The organism is Chlamydia muridarum str. Nigg, from assembly GCF_000006685.1.
In the GTDB taxonomy this organism is placed as follows: Bacteria; Chlamydiota; Chlamydiia; order Chlamydiales; family Chlamydiaceae; genus Chlamydia; species Chlamydia muridarum.
In genome coordinates this window covers 910,181-929,264 of record NC_002620.2, presented here as the reverse complement: position 1 = coordinate 929,264, position 19,084 = coordinate 910,181, and the positions used below count along the sequence as shown (strand labels likewise).

Sequence of the window (19,084 nt, the reverse complement as noted above, 5' to 3'; positions counted from 1 at the left end):
CTTAACTATCTATTTTTATGACGATCTCTTCTTCGTCTTTTCTTACGCTTGTGCTTAGCGATCTTAAGTCTTCGTTTTTTCTTAACAGATGACATGGTTTTCTTCTTAATAGTTTACAAAGAATAATAAGTAGGTCTTTCGAAAAAGCCCAAGTCAATTCCCTCTGGACTTTTCTCAAAGCGCATCTCTGGTTTCCACCAGCGATGGGCAGAAGTTTACAATGGTGATCAATTTTTGGGAATAAACTTGTTTAGCCTGGGAATTCACATCCAGCATAATTTCGGAATCGAGCAAAGTCTTTTTCAAAAACTAATTGGACAGATCCAATCGATCCATGTCGATTTTTAGCAACAATCAACTCTGCTGTTCCAGGTTTGTCGTTAGGATCATAGTATTCGCGACGGAGTAAAAACATAATTTGGTCGGCATCCTGTTCAATGCTTCCACTCTCTCGCAAATCGCTCATCAAGGGCCTATGATTGGCTCGGTCTTCCACTTTTCTTGATAATTGGGAGAGACAAAGGATGGGGATATTGAGTTCCCTAGCCAAATTTTTAAGCATACGGGAAATTTCAGAAATTTCTTGGTTACGTGAATCAGAATTCCTTAAGTTCCCAGAACTTGAGATCAGTTGTAGGTAGTCAATAACAAGAAATTGGATGTCGTAGCTTTCTTTCATTCTTCGAGCTCGAGCTCGGAGATCAGTGATTTTTAATCCCGGATAGTCGTCTATTAGTAAAGTATGTTCTTCCATTTCTCGGACCACAGAGACTACACGTTGAAAATCTCGACCAGAGATGTCTCCCACACTAATTTTCTTGGCTTCGACTTCGGAGCGAGAGCAAATGATTCGGTGAATCAGTTGGTCCACGGTCATCTCTAGAGAAAAAATGCCTACTGGTAGGCGGCTTTCAAAACAAAAATTTTCTACAATATTGAGAGCTAAGGCAGTTTTTCCCATAGCTGGTCGTGCAGCAAGAATAATAAGGTTAGAGGGGCTGAATCCATTCAGCATCCTATCGAGGTCCAAAAAATGAGTAGGGAACCCTGAGAGTGTTGGGATTCTAGCATCATGGGAACTAGCTTGAAAGGCTTCCTGACGTTCTTGTAGCGCTAGCAAGAAGGATTTGTCTTTAGTAGAAGAAAGGCCTTTGAGTTTGTCCGAAACAAGGACGTAAGGCGCAAAGTTTGTTGTTTGGCTTATGCGGAACAATAAGTTTTGAGCATCATCTAGAGCCGTGGTTACATCACGAGGTTCTTCTGCGGCCTTCTTTTCAATATCTTTGGCCGCTTGGATCATTTTTCTCAAAATTGACTTGGAGCGGATAATATCCGCATATTCCTCAATATAGGCGGAAGTCCCAGCAAATTCGGATAGCGTGATGAGATAAGAGGCTCCCCCAATAACGTTAAGTTGGTCTCTACGTTTTAGTTCCTCCCCTGTAAGATGAGGGTCCATCGGTCTATCTGATTTGAAGGCATCTTGCAGCACGCGAAAAATAATGCGATGCTCCAAAAAGTAGAAATCTTCTTCTTGCAAAAGGTTTGCTGCAAGATTGAGGTGATTGACGTTTGTTAGCATGCACCCCAATACAATCATTTCGGATTCCTTGGAATTAGGAAGGGAGAGAAGCTGGGGGGAGTGGGGTTTCTTTGTTTGGGTAGCCATAGTTATAGGTTTGTTTTTATTATTGGTGGATGGAGCTCTCTCGGTCAGGGTAGGGGATCGTGTGATATATCCTCAAGAGGAAAGAGGATAGAAAAATATCAGGTTCTTAGTGGAAACTAGGCTTTTGGGTAAGAGCTTTCTTTTTTAGGACGACAAGATAATAACTGTTATGCTTTTCAAAAAAAATCCTCTCGTGTAGATTTGTCCTTCCAGGATTATTGCTTGGACCGTCTCTATGGAAAGATGACTGAGTGGTCGAAAGTACGTCCCTGCTAAGGACGCGTACCCCTTAAAGGGTACCGAGGGTTCGAATCCCTCTCTTTCCGGTTATTTATTCAATTTTTTGTTTGTTCGAAATTTTTTTGTTGATAAGCTGGAGAACATGGCGAGAGCATAGCTAACTCTCTTCTTGCTTTTAGAGTGGTTATGTTTCATAATATTCGCCATTGCACTGGAGGCTGAGAACTTTAAGACAGGCTTCCGAATCAACGTTATGAGACAATTCTGTAACCTCCTTTCTTTGTCCAGAGTGTGGCTAGCTCTTCTTTTTTGCCAAGAGAGAGTCGTTGCGAGGTTGTTGGTCATTTTCGCTGCGATGGTTAGTGATGTTTTAGATGGCTATTTAGCCAGACGATATAATGCTACAAGTCGCTTGGGATCAATACTCGACCCTGCTACAGACAAAATCTTTTTTTTAATCTGCGTAGGAATGTTGTTCTGGGAAAATTCCTTAGGATTTGTCCATCTCGCCCTGATTTTTTCTAGAGATATTTTCTTAGTGTTTTTTGGATTTTATCTCTCTTGGGTTAGAGGGTGGAGAGGATATGACTATAGGGCTTTATATTTTGGCAAGTTCTTTACAGTTGTTCAGTTCTTTATTTTGTTTGGGGTAACGGTTGGTGTGCAGATTCCAGCTATCTGGCTGACTCCCTTAGTTGTTATTGGTGCTCTCTATTTTTTGGAAAGGGTTTTGGATTACAGGCGACACTGTTTAGAGTAAAAGTTGTCCTAGGGAAAAAATGGGGGGGGTAGAGCTTGAATTATAGTCGCAAGTTTGGTATTCTTGCTCCCTAGATTTTATAAAAATCTTGTAATTATGCATTGCCTATCGTTCAGCAATTGTTGTTCTAAAATTCAAAAAAACGCGAGTTTCTTCGCGTTAAAAAATTTTCTCCAAAAATCTTTAATATTTAAATTGGGAAGGAATGTATGTCTTCCGAGGTAAAAACCTTTTCGAAGTTTAGAAGATACTTTTTCCCTATCCACAAATCAGAATTCCCCAAATTCATACCGCTGCTTTTGTTAGCTTTTTTTGTAGGTTTTAACTACTCATTACTAAAGACCACAAAAGATTCTCTTGTTTTAGCCGGGTCTCGAGCAGGAGCGGAAGTTATACCCTTCTTAAAAGTCTGGGGGATTGTTCCAGGTGCTGTTATTATCACCATGATTTATGGGTGGATGAGTTGTCGTTACTCCAGAGGCTTCGTTTTCTGCGCTCTTGTTGGTGGTTTTTTGAGCTTTTTTGCTCTATTTGCTTGCGTGATTTACCCTATGGGGGATGCGTTGCATTTGAACGGATTGGCCGCAAAACTGCAGACTATTCTGCCTCGAGGAGCTCGAGGTTTCGTAGTTATGGTTCAGTACTGGAGCTACAGCTTGTACTACGTAATGTCTGAGCTATGGAGTTCCGTTGTTTTATCCACTTTATTTTGGGGGATCGCTAACCACATTACGAGTGTGCGTGAAGCAGGCCGCTTTTACGCTCTCATTAATGTTGGATTAAATGTCTCTTCTATTGTTGCGGGAGAAATTTCTCTCTGGCTGGGTAAACATACGTTAATTCCTTCCTCTATGGCTGTGGATGCTTGGCACGGGGTATTACTCAATATTACTCTGTTGATTGTTGCTGCAGGAGGATTGATCCTCTATTTATACCGAAAACTGGACCATTTAACAGAAGAGGCTCCTGTATTAGGAGACGGATTGGTGTCAGAAATGTCGGTTGCTCAGCTCAAGCAGGAGAAGAAGCGGCCTAAGGCAAAAGCAAAAAGTCTTCTGTCTGTTCTGTTCCGTTCCCGCTATTTAATGGGAATTGCTGTTGTTGTTCTCGCTTACAACTTAGCTATCCATCTGTTAGAAGTTGTTTGGAAGGAGCAAGTCTGTCAAATCTATTCCTCTCGAGTAGAATTTAATTCCTACATGAGTAGGATTACAGCTTTCACTGGGATAGTGTCTGCTCTGGCAGGGGTTTTTGCTGCAGGGCAAAGTATCCGCCGGTGGGGGTGGACTGTTGGAGCTTTGATAACTCCGCTAACGATGTTGATAACGGGGGGGCTCTTCTTTGGTGCGATCTATGCTGTAAAAGGCGATGCGATGATTTTAGGCGGATTTCTTGGATTTTCCCCGCTAGTTCTCACAGCTTGGCTGGGAGGTGTGCAGAACGTCTTTTCTAGAGCAATTAAATTTACTTACTTTGATCAAACTAAAGAAATGGCATTTATTCCTTTGGAAGATGATGAGAAAGATTATGGTAAGGCCGCTATTGATGGAGTGATTTCTAGGGTTGGTAAGTCGGGGGGATCTTTGGTTTACCAAGCATTATTGATCATTTTCTCTTCTGTTGCAGATTGCATGAATGCGATTACTATTGTCTTACTATTAGCTTTAGGAGGATGGATTTGGGTAGTTGCTTGGTTAGGTAAAGAGTATTCTGTTAGAACCGCTGCTTTAGGTAAGGCGAGGGCTGCTGAAGAGCCGTCTTTGCAGGATGAAGACGAGAGTAGAGTCTCCTCTCCTATATCAGAGCCCGAAGCTCGAGAAGAGGTAGTAACAACTTTATAGTTTGACTAAGAAAAAGACCTGGGAAAGAACATCCCAGGTCTTTTAGGTTTTTTTGCTTAAAAATTCTTTTTATAATCCTCATGTTTTAGTACCGTTTTATTCCTAACGCGAAAAGCGATTAATAGATTTATTTGGGTTTTCATGAAGAATTTTTTTCGATTTTTATTAAAAGGGTTCTTATCTGCCTGCGGATTGTTCGTAGGTGTTCTGGGAGCTATGAGCTTCATTTTTATTTTACTTTCTTTGTGTGTGATGGGCAAAGACTCGGCTTTATTTGTGAGTCTTCCTAATGCTCAAGGAGTAGTTCAAGAGCTGGGGAAAACATCTCCGATTCTAGCTATCATTGAGATTAATGATGCTATTATGGCTAACAGCGGGTCAGCTAAACGATTGCAATCTACTTTACAGTCTTTGAGTGAAGCCCCGTATAAGGGAAGAGTGAAGGGACTTTTAATTAAAATGGATTGCCCTGGAGGAGAAATTTTTGAAATTGATCGTATGAGTGCAGCGCTTTCTTTTTGGAAGCAGAAATTAGGAATCCCGGTACACGTTTTTGTATCAGGTCTTTGTGCTTCTGGAGGATACTATGTTGCTTGCATAGCTGATCGAATTGGAACCACCTCTACTTCCCTGATTGGATCGATTGGGGTGCGATCAGGTCCATATTTTAACATTAAGGAAGGACTTCAGAGACTTGGGGTGGAAACCGCCATTCTCACTGCGGGAGATGATAAGGCTCCTCTGAATCCATTTTCTCCATGGACTGAAGAAGAGTATGCGGAGCGACAAGGTATAGTAGATGCGCTTTATGAACAGTTTGTGGATCATGTTGTTAAACATCGTTCACAATTATCTAAAGAGCATGTGACTCAGGTTTTAGGAGCCCGTGTGTTTATTGCAAAGCAGGCTTTGGAAGAGGGGCTTGTTGATATTGTTAACCAAACTCAAGAGCAAGCTTTAGATGACCTTGCTGGAGTTTGCGGAGTCAAAGAAGATTATCGAGTTATTGGATTGAGTTCTGGGCATTTTCTGAGACGTTTTTCTAGCTGTTTGAGCAACAGTCCTCTTGTGACAGGTAAGCTTCAATTGGCTGTGTTGCCTGATCAACAACAAAAATCTCTGTGGTACATAGGTGAGTGACTAAAATAGCAATATGAAAAAACTTTTTATTTTAGACGCTTCAGGATTTATTTTTAGGGCATATTTTGCTCTCCCAGAGATGCGAGGGCCGAATGGGGGAAGTACACAGGCGGTATTTGGATTTATTCGTTCTTTAGATAAGTTAGTAAATGACCTTTCTCCAGAGTATATGGTTGCGGTATTCGATGGCCCGAATAATAAGCAGAGTCGTCAGGAGCTATATGCAGATTATAAAAGTAATCGAGATCGGAAATTCGAAGATCTCCCAGAGCAAATTGCTTTAGTAAAGCAATATTGTGAGTTGATTGGAATCCCTTGTTTAGAAAAAGAAGGTGTAGAGGCTGATGATGTAATCGCTAGTGTTGCTAAAAAAGCTGTTGCTGAGGGTTTTGAAGTGTGTATTTGCACAGCGGATAAGGACTTATTGCAATTAGTGAATAGTCAGGTCTCTGTTTTCAACCCATGGAAAGAACAGGAAATCAAATATAACGAAGTTTTATTACAATTCGGAGTCGCTCCTGATCAGATAGCTGATTATTTAGCTCTAGTTGGAGATTCTTCGGATAACATTCCTGGTGTTGTAGGTTGCGGACCTAAGAAAGCTCAGGCTTTTCTGAAAGAGTTTCAATCGGTAGAAGATTTAGTTGCCAATACACAGCGTTTATCTAGCAAAAATAAACAAATGATAGAGGAGCAGATCGAGACGCTGCTTTTGAGTAAACGTCTTGCAACTCTTCATACAGATCTCATGATCCCTCTAAAAACAGAGGAGATGTCTTTTTCTTCGCAGACTGCTGATGTAGCGCAATTAAATGCGTTTTATTTGCAGCATGGATTTAAGGCATTAGTTAAGCATGCTCCCACATCTGAAACCTCTATTTCTTTACAGGTTGTAAAAGACCCCTCTGTTTTACAGATGGTTTTAAAGAACTTAAAAGGGAGGGAAGTAGGGTATTGTGTTGCTTATACCGGGGAGCACTTGCCTTCGTTACGTCTACATGGCGTTGCTCTATCTGGAGGGGATGAAGTTTTTTACATAGAGATCTCTGGAGATCAAGAGATTGCTTTGCTTAAAGCGTTTTTTGCGGATGCTACTACTAAATTTTTTGGATACCGTACTAAACGGGATAACCATGCCTTAAAAAATCATGGGATTGATGTTCACGTAACTGCTGATTTAGTGTTAGCACAACATTTAGTTAATGGAGGAGCAAAAATTTCTTTCCAGACGCTCCTTGTTGAATCGGGTCATATTCAAGAAGCGGCATTTTTTGCAAAAGAATGGGGAGCAAGTTCTCTTCCTGTACAAAACCTTCCTCAGAATCCTGCACAATACTTTGGAATATTTGTTTCTCGGTTACCGTCTATCAAGAATTATTTGTTTGAGAAGTTAGAAGAAAAAGGATTAAAAAGTATTTTTAAAAACGTCGAACAGCCATTAGAAGAGATTTTATTTGCTATGGAATGCGCTGGGATGCCCTTAGATAGCGAGGGGTTACTGGTTTTGGACAGAGATTTGTCCAAAGAGCTCGAGACTTATACCCAAGAAATTTATGATTTGGCTGGGTGTGAGTTTAATATTAAATCTCCTAAGCAGTTATCGGATGTTTTGTATCACCGGTTGGGAATAAAGCCTGTGGATAAAGCAAAATCTACCAAGGCTGAAGTATTAGAGGCTTTAGAGGGGAGCCACGAGATCATTTCCAAAATTTTGGCTTTCCGTGCGACAGAAAAAATGTTGTCAACATATGTGAGAGCTTTGCCCAGGCAGATAGACTTAGGAACACATCGGGTTCATCCGACGTTTAACCAAGTAGGAACGGTAACAGGAAGACTTTCCTGTCAGGATCCTAATCTTCAAAATATTCCTGTTCGTTATGAAAGAGGCAAATCGCTTCGGGAGGCTTTTCGATTTACAAAAGAAAATGATTATTTTTTAGCTGCTGATTATTCTCAGGTTGAGTTACGGTTTCTTGCTCATCTTAGCCAAGATGAGACGTTGAAGCGTGCTTTTGATTCTGGAGAAGATATTCATACTTTCACTGCTTCGCAGGTATTTAACGTTCCTTTGGACCAAGTGACAGAGAGACAACGTTATCAGGCTAAAGCAGTTAATTTTGGCCTTGCGTACGGACAACAGGCATATGGATTGTCAAAAAATTTGAAGATTAGTGTGAATGAGGCTCAGGGGTTAATAGATGCCTATTTTGCTCGTTACCCTCAAGCTTCCGAGTTTATTACGCACACGATCGAGCAGGCTAGTAAAGAGCAGAAAGTGACAACGATGCTGGGGAGGGAGCGTATTTTGAGTGATTGGGAAAGCTCTCCTGGGGCACGAGCCGCTTCTGGTAGGCTTGCAGTTAATACGCGTATACAAGGTAGTGCAGCAGAACTAATTAAATTAGCTATGTTAAATATTTCTCGGGAATTAGTATCAAGAGGGCTAAAAAGTCGTTTATTACTGCAAATCCATGACGAGTTATTATTTGAAGTCCCAAAGGAAGAATTAGAGGAGATGAAAGTCCTTGTTCAAGAGAAGATGGAGTCCGCAATGTCGCTGTCTGTTCCTTTGGTTGTGAATGTCTTAATTGGAAAAAATTGGGCGGAATGCTAGATTTATTGAAGATTTCTGTTACAGGGGATCCCTCTTCGGGGAAAACTGAGGCGTGTCAGGTTTTTGAAGAATTGGGGGCTTTTGTAATTAGTGCTGATAAAGTTTCTCATAGTTTCCTTGTTCCTTATACCTCAGAGGGTCAGCGTGTAGTTGATCTTTTGGGTCCAGAGATAATCGTAGAGAATACTCTCAATAGAAAGGCTATCGCTAAAAAAGTTTTTGGTAACCGAGATTTGTTGCTGTCCTTAGAAAAGATCTTGCATCCGGGAGTATGCCGTTTTGTTGAGGAAAACTATACGCAAGTGGTTCAAGCACAAAAATATTCTCTGTTTGTTGTAGAAGTCCCTCTGTTGTATGAGATTCAGTATGCAGATTGGTTTGATCGGGTTATTTTGATCTCTGCAGATACCGAGATACGTAAAGAGCGTTTTCTTAAAAAAACTGGAGGCTCGGATACCAGTTTCGATCTTCGGTGTGCGCGCTTTTCTTCTTTAGAAGAAAAAATTCTGCGAGCGGATGTGGTCATAGAGAACAATGGAACGAAGGAAGAATTTCGTCACAAAGTAAAACAATGTTTTAAGGCTTTAAAGGGAACAATATGAAAGAAGAAAGTCCAGCCGAGGTCTTACACAAGGTAAAGGAGCATAAGAGGCGCGAGGGTCCTTTACCATTGGGAAAAGAAGGTAGTGAAGACAGTGCTGTTGCTACAGAAGAGAAAGAGGCCCCGCGGCCAGTGGCAGTGACAAAGATTGCTAAACTACAACGCATGGGCATTAATGAGCTGAATGTTTTAGCGCGGCAATATGGGGTGAAGAATGTAGGTTCCCTGACGAAATCGCAGGTAGTGTTCGAAATCGTTAAAGCTAAGTCTGAACGTCCTGATGAGTTTTTGATTGGTGAGGGAGTTTTAGAAGTTCTCCCAGATGGCTTTGGGTTTCTGAGATCTCCTACATACAACTATCTTCCTTCTGCAGAGGATATTTATGTTTCTCCAGCGCAGATTCGTCGTTTTGATTTGAAGAAAGGAGATACTATCGTTGGAACGATCCGTTCTCCTAAGGAGAAAGAGAAGTATTTTGCTTTATTGAAAGTAGATAAAATCAACGGTTCGACTCCCGATAAAGCGAAAGAAAGAGTTTTATTTGAGAACTTAACCCCACTGCATCCTAATGAGCGGTTAATCATGGAGATGGGGAAAGAAAACCTGGCGGAGCGTGTATTGGATTTAACAGCTCCAATTGGTAAGGGACAACGAGGGCTGATTGTGGCTCCGCCTCGTTCCGGGAAAACAGTGATTTTGCAGAGTATTGCGCACGCCATTGCTGTAAATAATCCTGATGCAGAGCTCATTGTATTACTGATTGATGAGCGTCCTGAAGAAGTTACTGATATGATTCGTCAGGTTCGAGGTGAAGTTGTTGCATCGACTTTTGATGAACAGCCTGATCGACATATTCAAGTTGCTGAAATGGTAATTGAAAAGGCAAGACGTTTAGTTGAGCACGGTAAAGATGTTGTGATTTTACTAGATTCTATTACGCGTTTAGCTCGTGCATATAACACTGTGCAACCACATTCAGGAAAAATCCTCACTGGAGGGGTAGATGCCAGTGCCTTACATAAACCTAAGCGTTTCTTTGGTGCGGCTAGAAATATTGAAGGTGGTGGGTCTCTAACGATTTTAGCCACAGCGTTAATTGATACGGGGTCAAGAATGGATGAGGTGATCTTTGAGGAATTCAAAGGAACCGGAAACATGGAATTAGTTCTTGATCGGCACCTTTCTGATCGTAGAATTTATCCTGCTATTGATTTGATTAAGAGCGGAACACGAAAAGAAGAATTGCTATACCATCCAGGAGAGTTAGAGAAAGTGCGGCTGTTCCGGCAGGCTATAGCTGGCTTAACAGCAATAGATGCAATGCAGTTGCTTCTTGGTCGGTTGAAAAAGACAAATAGCAACACAGAGTTTCTATTGTCATTAAAGGATTAAAAGAAGTTTTTTATCCAATTAGGACTTCTGGAATGATGACGGGGGTGGCTTGGTAGGTTTGAATATTCCGAAAGGCCACCCCGTTTAATTTTAGTAGAGAAGTTTTCAAAAATTCTGTCACTTCCGTGACACTAAAACTTTCCGCGTTTTTGCTGTATATTCCTAAGAATTTTTTCCCAAGAAAAGAAATCATTTGAAGAGGGGGCTTAAGCTCAATAACCTCTTCTTGGATAGGTATGCCAACAAATATATGGAAGAGCATATAAGGCCTCAGTAGAACGTTCTATTTTTTATAAAAGTTAAGATGTGGTTTTTTGTCAAAAAAGATAAAAAGTTATTTTCAAACATTTAAAAATAAAATTGATTTGCCGTTTTTTTATAAATTAATAATTTTGTTTGTCTGGTCTTTTTAATGGTTTGGTTTTAAAATTATTTTTTTTATGAAGGCGGGGACAGATGACTGGTAAACGAACGAAAGAAGAGCAGATCAATCGACAACGGTCGCATTTCTATCGAGATAATGTAGGAGTTATTGTCTTATGCGGAGGAGAGGGGAAGCGGTTATCCCCACTAACTTGCTGGCGTTGTAAGCCAACAGTGTCTTTTGGAGGCAGATATAAGCTAATAGATGTCCCTATATCCCACGCGATAGCCTCTGGTTTTTCAAAAATTTTTGTTATTGGGCAATACTTAACCTATACCTTGCAACAACACCTGTTTAAAACCTATTTCTATCATGGAGTTATGCAGGATCAAATTCATCTATTAGTCCCTGAAAGACGAGATGGAAGCCAGGTGTGGTATCAAGGGACTGCTGATGCGATTCGTCAAAATCTCCTTTATCTATCAGATTCTCCTGTTGAGTATTTCTTAATCTTGTCGGGCGATCAATTGTACAATATGGATTTTCGATCAATAGTAGACTACGCTATTGACGTTCAGGCAGATATGGTTATAGCGGCTCAGCCTGTGTCCGATAAAGATGTTTCAAGATTCGGAGTGCTCAGAGTCGATGATGAGTGGAAGTTGGTCGATTTCTATGAGAAGCCTCAAAGTGAAGAGATTCTAAAACACTTCCGCTTAAGTAATGCTGCGATGAAAAAATTTGGCCTAGATCCTCAACAAGGAAATTTTCTGGGATCTATGGGAATTTATCTTTTCCGTAAGGAATGTCTTTTCCAGTTGCTATTGGATGAAACAGGAGATGATTTCGGAAAAGAATTAATTCATAGACAAATGCATCGCGGGAAAACGGTCGCTTATTTGTACAATGGGTATTGGACGGATATTGGGACTATAGCTTCCTATTACGAAGCGAATATGGCGTTAACTCAGCGTCCGTCACAAAATGTTCGTGGATTTAATTGTTATGATGATGGGGGGATGATCTACAGTAAAAATAATCATCTTCCTGGAGCAATTATTTCTGACTCTAAAATTTCTAGTTCACTTCTTTGTGAGGGAGCTATGATTGAGTCTGGCCAGGTGTCCAATAGCGTCATCGGTGTGCGTGGTGTGATTGGCCAGGGATCTATATTTGACCATTCTATCATGATGGGAAGCGATTCTTATGTATCAGGATCAGTTCCTTTTGGAGTAGGGAAAAACTGCGAGATTCATAAAACGATTATTGATGAAAACTGTTGTATAGGGAACGGTGTGCGCTTGCAAAATCTGCAAGGACATAAGGATTATGACTCTCCTGATGGGAAGTTAGTGGTTCGGGATGGCATTATTATCGTTCCTAAAGGGACAAAAATCCCAGATAATTACGTGTTTTAGTAGGTAGATTTTCGTTTCGATCTGTTGACAAAGGCAAGCGTGGTTGGCAAAATGGTAGGCTGATTCTTTCGCTAAGCAAGAGGTGCCTGTGCGTGTTTTTGCCCTTGCAGATCTGCATTTATCCTTTGGCGTTCCAGAAAAGACTATGGAAGTTTTTGGGGAGCCTTGGGTCGATTATCATCACAAAATAGAGGCGCATTGGCGAGATTTAATTACCGAAGAGGATATTATTTGTCTCCCAGGAGATATCTCCTGGGCAATGCGATTAGAAGAGGCTCAGCAGGATTTTCATTTTCTAGGATCTCTTCCTGGGGAAAAATACATGATTCGAGGGAATCATGATTACTGGAGCTCAGCTTCTTCAGCGAAACTTTCTAAGGTGTTACCAGAGACCCTTCATTACCTTTCACAAGGGTATGTCTTGCTTAATGCCCATCAAGCGATTGTAGGAGTTCGTTTATGGGATTCTCAAGATATCCGTATCCAATGGGGGGATACATGTGAATCTTCTCAGGGGAGGGAGCTAACCGAACAGGATGAAAAGATTTTTCTTCGAGAGGTTGGCCGCTTAGAACGTGCCTTGAAGGAGCTACCTTCTTCGGTAGAAGAGGTATTGGTGATGACACATTATCCTCCGATTAGTAATGATGGGACTCCAGGTCTTGTTTCTAAGTTATTAGAGGCAGACGGGCGTGTATCTCAGTGTTTATTCGGACATTTACATAAGGTGCCACGGCCTTTCCCTGGGTTTGGGAAAATCCGAGGAATTGATTATAGGCTTGTGGCTGCTGATTACGTTGATTTTATTCCTCAGGTTGTTAGTTGAAAATTCTTGCTGGTAAATTCAAAGGGAAGTCTTTAAAGACTTTTTCTAATCCTGCTGTTCGCCCAACTAGTGGTGTTGTAAAAGAGGCTGTTTTCAATATTTGTGCAAATCACATAGTTGGTGCACGATTTTTAGATTTGTTTGCAGGGTCTGGATCTATGGGGTTTGAGGCCATCAGTAGAGGGGCAGGCTCTGTAACATTTGTGGATTCTTCTGTAGATGCGATTCGGTTAATTCGAGCCAATCTTGCTTTATTGGACAACAATTTACCCGTCCATATTCTTAAGCAAGATGTTCGTTCCGCTCTTCTGCGACTCGGTAAACAGAAACGGGCTTTTGATGTGATTTATGTGGATCCTCCCTATTCTTTAGAGAATGCATTTCTTCAAGAGGTCTTGTCGTATGTTGTGCAACAATCACTATTGGATCCTGAGGGCATTCTTTTTTTAGAAAATGCTGATACCCAAGAGATTATAGTGAAAGGGTTAGAGCTCCGGAAACGTAGAAAATCTGGAGGGACTTTTCTTGCTGAGTATGTCTTGGAAAGGGAAGCATAGACGAATTTTTCGGAAGCCATGTCTAGTGGGTAGATAAAAAATTTTCTCTTGAATATGATTCGGAGATCTAGGCGGATCTCCGAGGTTAGAGTGAAATTTAAGTATTTGCGTCCATTCAGTTTTTTGGTCTTGGTTGTCGTAGCATTTTGCTATGGGTGTTCAAGGGAAAAACAGGAGATTCTTGTAGGGAGGGATCCCACCTGGTTCCCTCAACAATTTGGTATATACACATCAGGAATTAATGCCTTTGTTAACGATTTAGTGTCAGAGATTAATTATAAAGAGGGGCTAAACATCTCTTTAGTTAATCAAGATTGGGTGCATCTTTTTGAAAATTTAGATGATAAGAAGACTAGAGGGGCATTTACTTCTGTTTTCCCTTCAGTTGAGATGTTAGCGCGGTACCAGTTTTCTGATCCTATTTTGTTAACCGGTCCCGTACTTGTTGTTGCAGAAAATTCTCCTTATCAATCTCTTCAAGATTTGGAAGGGAAGTTGATTGGGGTGTATAAATTTGATTCCTCTGCTCTTATTGTACAAAATATTCCTGGTGCTGTGATTAATTCTTATCAGCATATACCCATAGCTTTAGAAGCCTTATCTACTCAACGTTATGATGCTTTATTAGTGCCTGTGATTGAAGCCACAGCTTTAGTGGAGACTGCTTATAAAGGCCGTTTGCGCATTGCTTCAGAACCTCTTAATGAGGAAGGACTTCGTTTAGTTATATTGCGGGGAGGAGGAGCGGATTCCTTATTAGAGGGATTTAATGCGGGGTTGGCAAAAACCCGTCGATCCGGAAGATATAAAGCAATTAAAATGCAGTCACGTCTTCCCTAAAGCAGAAAAATTCTATAAGAAAGATAGTGACAGTTTATCTACTAGCAAATTTTGGTGGCCCAAGAATATCTCAAGAGATTCCCAGCTTTCTGCATGCTTTATTGACAGATCAGGATGTTACCGGGGGAAGGATTCCTCCTTGGTTGCATAGACCTCTCTTCTCTTACATAGCGAAGCGTAGAGCTCATCGTGTAGCAGAACAATATGCTTATTTAGGAGGCAGATCTCCTATTTTTCAAGATACAGAGAAGCTCGCCCAAAATCTTTCTCAAGAACTACAAGCTCCTGTGATTTCCTTTCACAGATATTTAACAGAAACTCACCAGGATACTCTTGCTGCTTTGCGAGAGAGCGCAGGCGACATCATTGGAATTCCCTTATTTCCTCATTATACCTTTGCTGTAACAGGTAGTATAATCCGCTTTTTTTTAGAACGGATTCCAGAAAAACCTATGGCCTGGATTACTCATTTTGGAGTACATCCACAGTTTATTTCATGCATGCGAGAGCACATACAAGATTGCTTAATCGCTCAAGGGATCGTTGCAGAGGATTGCTTTTTTCTTTTTTCTGTACATGGTCTCCCTATGCGACATATTCGCTTGGGAGATCCTTATGCTAAACAGTGTCAAGACTCTTTCAATGCTTTGATAGGAGAATCAGAAGGCGTTCTTTCCTTTCAATCTAAGTTTGGTATTGGAGAATGGTTGGTCCCTTCTACAAAGGAGATTTGTCAGTCTTTATGTACTAAAAAGCGTTACATTGTGGTGGTTCCTTTTGGGTTTGTTTCAGATCATATTGAGACTTTGTATGAAATAGATCATCTTTATGTCCCGATGTTATTACAACGGGGGTATCGTGTAGTACGTGTGCCAGCTATTAATACCTCTGATCGATGGGTATCAGCCCTAGCATCTATAGTGAAAAGTTCTCCACATGAGACTATTTTAGAGCCACTTTTGATGCCTAAGCGACGATAGCTTTTGAACTTCTCAAGAAAATGCCTGTTGGGTATTGTCTCTAGGAATACAGTCTTAAAGAATTTTTTCTTCGCAGGGCTTTCTTTATAGGGGAGAGAAGGCTAGTTTGGGGGACGTTCGGCAAAATAGGAATGCGGGATTTCTATGAAATCACGAAATGCTCAGTCCATATTGGAGACTTTATGTAAGAAGACGCATTGGATTTTGCTGCGTTATCTGCTGAAGCAAACTCTATTAGTGGCTTTGGGAACAGTTCTGATGGTTGCCGAGCTGGGTATCTTTCTCTACTTTTTTCTGTTCTCAGGTAAGACCTTGTTACCAGCTTTCTGTCTTGCTTGTTTTGTTCTTACTGTGTTTATTTGCTTAGTAATTCGTCTTTATATCCTGTCTAAGAAAACAGAATTCTTTGATAAACTCCTCGCGGAATTCATTTACAAAGCGCAAGCCATTTTTAAAAAGAAAAGCATAGTGGAAGAACAACCCGAAATAGCGGCTGCAGTCACACAGCTATCGCTAGTTATGCAACATCAAGAATATTTTGTTTTTTGTAATCTGTTGAAAATCATCCCTCCTTATGATTCCGTTAAGAAATTTAGCTGTTTTTGTTTTTGGAAGGATTATTTTTCTTTTAGGGAGATTCTTTTGCAGAAAGCTATTGATTTATATCTCCTTGTTGTCCAGGCAATCCCCACAGATTTAGGAGCGCATGTTTCTTTGGCGGATGCTTATGTATCTTTGTCGGGGCTGTATGCAGATCCCAGGAAATATCCTGAATTCGATACGAAATATTGGGTGCCTCCAGGCCGTTACGGAGAGGAAATTCAAGAAAAGTTCTTTGCAACGGCTCGTAGGGCTACAGAAGAATTCAAAATTCTTAATGAATATGCTCCAGGGAATGTTTGGGTGCATACACAATTGGCATATAGTTATCATGATTTACAAATGCCTATGGAAGAGATTCACGAATATGAGATTGTGTTGAAATTAAAGCCTAACGAGGCAAACACAATGATGAAATTAGGGATTCTCTATTTCCAGCAGGGAATGAATGCAAAAGGATTACAAGTCTACGAACAGCTAAGAAAAGTCGATCTGAAAAAGTCTAAAAAGCTCATCAAATTTTATGGAGTAGTAGCTAAATAACGAAGGGAAGATTTAGGGAGTTCTTGTTGTACAGGGAGTAGGAAGATGCCTCCAAAGAGAAGAGCTAGTCCCATAATTACGGAAAAAATAGCTGCTGACAAGGGGGCGATAGAGAGGGATTCACATAGGGAACGTAAGAGGGGGGTAGCCATGGATTGCAAGAGCGTAGCATGAACGCAAGCGACTCCAATTAAGGTCAAAATAAATCCAGTGATAGCAATGAGGCTCCCTGCCTCATAACGGGCACGAGGCGACAAAGAGGCTCGCCAAGAGACAGTAAGCCTTCCATAAAAGTTTGTGGGCGGTGAAAAAGGACTCTGTGGGATAACAGACATAAAATCCTCAAAGGGTCTCTTGTAGGTAAAGAAGAACAGGGGCCATTTTACCTCGGTATTTTTTTTTATGGAATATTAGACTCTTTTTCTTATAAGGAATATTTTTAAACAGCATTAATGAATTTTTGTTTTAACAAAAAAGAAGCGGAGATGGATCTAATCAATTGTGAGTCTCTTTTTCAAAAATGCCTACATCCAAAATAATAACCATTGTACACTGTTCTTATTTAAAGTTCTTCTTGTGCAAAAGAACCAAGTCAAGATATTTATCGAAGAGATAAGCAACCTATAGGGACGGTCTTATACTAGTGTCTCAGGGGTTTCTGATGCGTTGGAACTAGTGAAGGACTGTTTGCTTTTTATCATAGGTGCATAAAGACTATGTTCGAGATTTCACAAAAAAAAAACTCTTCTTACTCGGTTGTCCTCTTTTGCCTTATTGCTTTAGCTATTTTCCTATCGGGGAAAATTGTCGTAAATATACAAACAGGGCGTTCTGAGCACCAAAATAGCTTGATTTTACTTTCTAGAACCGCGGAAGCTGCTTATTTGCGAGGTGTTTTCCCTTCAGAAACAGCCATGCCTATGCTGGAGCGGGCTTTCCGAAGAGGGGGTAAGGAAGCTGTTCCTTACGCGGGTTTTTTGGCTTCTTGCTTTCATATTCACAAAGACCCTTTACGAGGGGCCTATTACTCGGGAATAGCATATCATCACGGATCTCTTTTGCAGCTTCCCTCTCCGCAGCAGATTCTTTTAAAAGAAATAGCTGATGCGCATGTTACCCAGCAGTACCAAGAAGTATTGGATAAGTCGAGAGAACTTCTTACATCCGTTTCTTCTTTAGATTACCCTATGTTACGTTTTTTAACGCTGCTTCGCATGATTGAGATTAAAGAGTCTCTGAATCAGGATTTTTCTTTAGAGTTAGGGGAATTAAAGGCTTTGCCTGGGTTTGAAGATTACGAACAATTTTGTAAAGATGGTGCTTGGACCATATCTAAACGTTACAATCATCCTAAGAGCCATTTTTAATTGGGATTTTGTGTTATGCCGATCTCCTTACCTACTTCTGAAGTCTGTTCTACGGAAACAGCAGAGCTTACTCCTGAGGGAAAAGAGCGTAATCTAACGATCATTTCCGGACAGGTAGTCATTTATCCAGAGGACCCTTTTGCAATTCCTTCAGTTGATCCATGCTCCGCGTCTTAGCCTATCGACAGGTTGCTTTTTCTAAGTTTCCTTATGCCCTCAGATCGTTTTTAGATTTTTTGCACTCTCTCAAGCAGCATTATTCGTTTATTCTGCCCGGAGATCCTCTCCCTAATAGGAAAGCAATCATACTGACATTCGATTATGCTTCTGTTGATTTTTACAAGCATGTCTTTCCTTTTCTTCAGAAATTCCAGATTCCTGCGGTTGTTGGAGTTGCTTGGAGATACGTATCCCGTTTAGAAAGTGAAAATCTTCCCATTGATATGCGAATTTCGCCATCGGATTTTCTAGCTTTTCAAGACGAAATATTTTCTTATTATCAGCCCTTTTGTTCGGTTAAAGAACTTTGTCATATGGCTCAAAGTTCGATTATTCGATTTGCCTCTTCAGGGTTTGCTATTAGAAACCTTAAAAACTCCCCTCCTTATTTACATACTGAAATTTCATTGTCTAAAATTTTACTAGAAGAGGCTATACAGGCTCCTGTGGAAGTCTTTTTTTATCCTTTTGGAAAAAGTGATTTGGTGAGTCAACATTTTGTTCAGGAGGTTTACCGCTATTCTTTTGTGTTAGGGGATGCTGCGAGTTTTTTTTACTCGATGCAATCACAGCATAGCATTCCTCGTATTGATATGGCTTTAGATAGTCGAGGGATCCCATCTCTTTATCAGCTCTCTTTCCGCCAATTAAAACGATTCCTTATTTTGCATTAATCAGGATCCTTTCTAATCCGCAACTAACTAGAAGCCATCCTTTTCCTTGCCTATATTTTCAAATTTTCTTAAAGTTTGGCCAAGCTTATATGGCTTAGGCCCACTTCTCTAAGACAATTGTTGAGGGAAGAAATAAGAGGCTTGGATAATTCGCGAAATCTACCTATCAAAAGGAGAACCCGATGAAAAAATTACTTTTACTCGCACTGTTAGCTTCTTCTTGCTCTGTTTACGCTGGTGATAAAGAAGAAGAAAAATCTGATTCTTTGGTAGCTGCTTTTTGCTGCGAAGGTGAAGAAACTTCTCAAGAAACAAAAGGCGAATAATCTGTTTGATCGTTTTGTCTGAAGGAGAGTTGATTTTTCGACTCTCCTTTTTCTTTTTAAAAAATCTCTTTATCCATACAGCGCATCAATATATTTTTTAATATCGCTTTCCT

The 19,084-nt window shown here is 40.6% G+C and carries 21 protein-coding genes and 1 tRNA gene; 18 read left to right on the top strand and 4 right to left on the bottom strand.

Translation table 11 applies throughout. The features are described 5' to 3' along the window. Nucleotides 1–5: 5 nt before the first annotated feature. Entirely contained in the window at nucleotides 6–95 is a 90-nt protein-coding gene (locus TC_RS04935; RefSeq protein WP_071804592.1) for an AURKAIP1/COX24 domain-containing protein, read from the bottom strand. 155 nt (nucleotides 96–250) lie between these two features. Further along, complete coding sequence (gene dnaB / locus TC_RS03980; protein ID WP_010231543.1) at nucleotides 251–1,669, bottom strand: replicative DNA helicase; 1,419 nt, start codon at nucleotides 1,667–1,669, stop codon at nucleotides 251–253. On the opposite strand from dnaB, the gene TC_RS04910 reads away from it, so the two are divergent. From TC_RS04910 to rho, 8 genes are all read left to right on the top strand, one after another. After that, nucleotides 1,611–1,760: a hypothetical protein gene (locus TC_RS04910; protein ID WP_231140610.1), complete on the top strand. Its 150-nt coding sequence runs from the start codon at nucleotides 1,611–1,613 to the stop codon at nucleotides 1,758–1,760. The two genes, dnaB and TC_RS04910, sit on opposite strands and share 59 nt — an antisense overlap. Before the next feature lie 146 nt (nucleotides 1,761–1,906). After that, nucleotides 1,907–1,995 (top strand) — tRNA-Ser (locus tag TC_RS03975). A gap of 167 nt (nucleotides 1,996–2,162) precedes the next feature. Continuing rightward, complete coding sequence (locus tag TC_RS03970; RefSeq protein WP_010232890.1) at nucleotides 2,163–2,669, top strand: CDP-alcohol phosphatidyltransferase family protein; 507 nt, start codon at nucleotides 2,163–2,165, stop codon at nucleotides 2,667–2,669. Between the two features lie 209 nt (nucleotides 2,670–2,878). Next, on the top strand, nucleotides 2,879–4,510 hold the full coding sequence (gene npt2, locus TC_RS03965; protein WP_010231516.1) for an NTP/H+ exchange transporter Npt2: 1,632 nt from the start codon (nucleotides 2,879–2,881) through the stop codon (nucleotides 4,508–4,510). 141 nt (nucleotides 4,511–4,651) lie between these two features. Then, nucleotides 4,652–5,650, top strand: coding sequence for a S49 family peptidase (locus TC_RS03960; protein ID WP_010231514.1), 999 nt, complete (start codon nucleotides 4,652–4,654; stop codon nucleotides 5,648–5,650). Between the two features lie 13 nt (nucleotides 5,651–5,663). Continuing rightward, complete coding sequence (gene polA, locus TC_RS03955) at nucleotides 5,664–8,264, top strand: DNA polymerase I (protein WP_010231512.1); 2,601 nt, start codon at nucleotides 5,664–5,666, stop codon at nucleotides 8,262–8,264. Further along, complete coding sequence (gene coaE / locus TC_RS03950; protein WP_010231509.1) at nucleotides 8,258–8,866, top strand: dephospho-CoA kinase; 609 nt, start codon at nucleotides 8,258–8,260, stop codon at nucleotides 8,864–8,866. Before polA ends, coaE begins: the two co-directional genes overlap by 7 nt. Further along, complete coding sequence (gene rho / locus TC_RS03945; RefSeq protein WP_010231507.1) at nucleotides 8,863–10,257, top strand: transcription termination factor Rho; 1,395 nt, start codon at nucleotides 8,863–8,865, stop codon at nucleotides 10,255–10,257. The genes coaE and rho overlap by 4 nt, the downstream gene beginning before the upstream one ends. Nucleotides 10,258–10,267: 10 nt before the next feature. On the opposite strand, the gene TC_RS03940 is transcribed toward rho, so the two are convergent. Continuing rightward, the gene (locus TC_RS03940) at nucleotides 10,268–10,519 is read right to left on the bottom strand and encodes a hypothetical protein (protein ID WP_010231506.1); all 252 of its coding nucleotides are present in this window, start codon (nucleotides 10,517–10,519) and stop codon (nucleotides 10,268–10,270) included. 194 nt (nucleotides 10,520–10,713) lie between these two features. On the opposite strand from TC_RS03940, the gene glgC reads away from it, so the two are divergent. The 6 genes from glgC to TC_RS03910 all read left to right on the top strand — a co-directional run bounded on the left by glgC (nucleotide 10,714) and on the right by TC_RS03910 (nucleotide 16,385). Then, nucleotides 10,714–12,039 (top strand): glucose-1-phosphate adenylyltransferase, encoded by a 1,326-nt coding sequence (gene glgC / locus TC_RS03935; protein ID WP_010231505.1) that lies wholly within the window; start codon nucleotides 10,714–10,716, stop codon nucleotides 12,037–12,039. 88 nt (nucleotides 12,040–12,127) lie between these two features. Continuing rightward, nucleotides 12,128–12,865, top strand: coding sequence for a metallophosphoesterase (locus tag TC_RS03930; RefSeq protein WP_010231504.1), 738 nt, complete (start codon nucleotides 12,128–12,130; stop codon nucleotides 12,863–12,865). Next, a complete protein-coding gene (gene rsmD / locus TC_RS03925) occupies nucleotides 12,862–13,422 on the top strand; it encodes a 16S rRNA (guanine(966)-N(2))-methyltransferase RsmD (RefSeq protein ID WP_010231503.1) in 561 nt (186 codons plus the stop codon). The genes TC_RS03930 and rsmD overlap by 4 nt, the downstream gene beginning before the upstream one ends. Nucleotides 13,423–13,476: 54 nt before the next feature. Next, complete coding sequence (locus TC_RS03920) at nucleotides 13,477–14,262, top strand: transporter substrate-binding domain-containing protein (protein ID WP_010231502.1); 786 nt, start codon at nucleotides 13,477–13,479, stop codon at nucleotides 14,260–14,262. 26 nt (nucleotides 14,263–14,288) lie between these two features. Continuing rightward, entirely contained in the window at nucleotides 14,289–15,242 is a 954-nt protein-coding gene (gene hemH, locus TC_RS03915; protein ID WP_010231501.1) for a ferrochelatase, read from the top strand. A 144-nt stretch (nucleotides 15,243–15,386) separates the two neighbouring features. Then, complete coding sequence (locus TC_RS03910; RefSeq protein WP_010231500.1) at nucleotides 15,387–16,385, top strand: tetratricopeptide repeat protein; 999 nt, start codon at nucleotides 15,387–15,389, stop codon at nucleotides 16,383–16,385. Here TC_RS03910 and TC_RS03905 read toward each other — a convergent pair. Continuing rightward, nucleotides 16,364–16,720, bottom strand: coding sequence for a hypothetical protein (locus tag TC_RS03905; RefSeq protein WP_010231499.1), 357 nt, complete (start codon nucleotides 16,718–16,720; stop codon nucleotides 16,364–16,366). The genes TC_RS03910 and TC_RS03905 overlap by 22 nt on opposite strands. Before the next feature lie 381 nt (nucleotides 16,721–17,101). Here TC_RS03905 and TC_RS03900 point away from each other — a divergent pair, with 381 nt between their 5' ends. From TC_RS03900 to TC_RS04885, 4 genes are all read left to right on the top strand, one after another. Beyond that, complete coding sequence (locus TC_RS03900; protein WP_010231494.1) at nucleotides 17,102–17,752, top strand: hypothetical protein; 651 nt, start codon at nucleotides 17,102–17,104, stop codon at nucleotides 17,750–17,752. 15 nt (nucleotides 17,753–17,767) lie between these two features. Beyond that, nucleotides 17,768–17,929, top strand: a complete 162-nt coding sequence (locus tag TC_RS04880) for a hypothetical protein (protein ID WP_010904396.1) — start codon at nucleotides 17,768–17,770, stop codon at nucleotides 17,927–17,929. Then, the gene (locus tag TC_RS03895; protein WP_010231490.1) at nucleotides 17,914–18,645 is read left to right on the top strand and encodes a polysaccharide deacetylase family protein; all 732 of its coding nucleotides are present in this window, start codon (nucleotides 17,914–17,916) and stop codon (nucleotides 18,643–18,645) included. Before TC_RS04880 ends, TC_RS03895 begins: the two co-directional genes overlap by 16 nt. A 182-nt stretch (nucleotides 18,646–18,827) precedes the next feature. Further along, complete coding sequence (locus TC_RS04885) at nucleotides 18,828–18,971, top strand: hypothetical protein (RefSeq protein ID WP_010231488.1); 144 nt, start codon at nucleotides 18,828–18,830, stop codon at nucleotides 18,969–18,971. The last annotated feature ends 113 nt before the right edge of the window (nucleotides 18,972–19,084 follow it).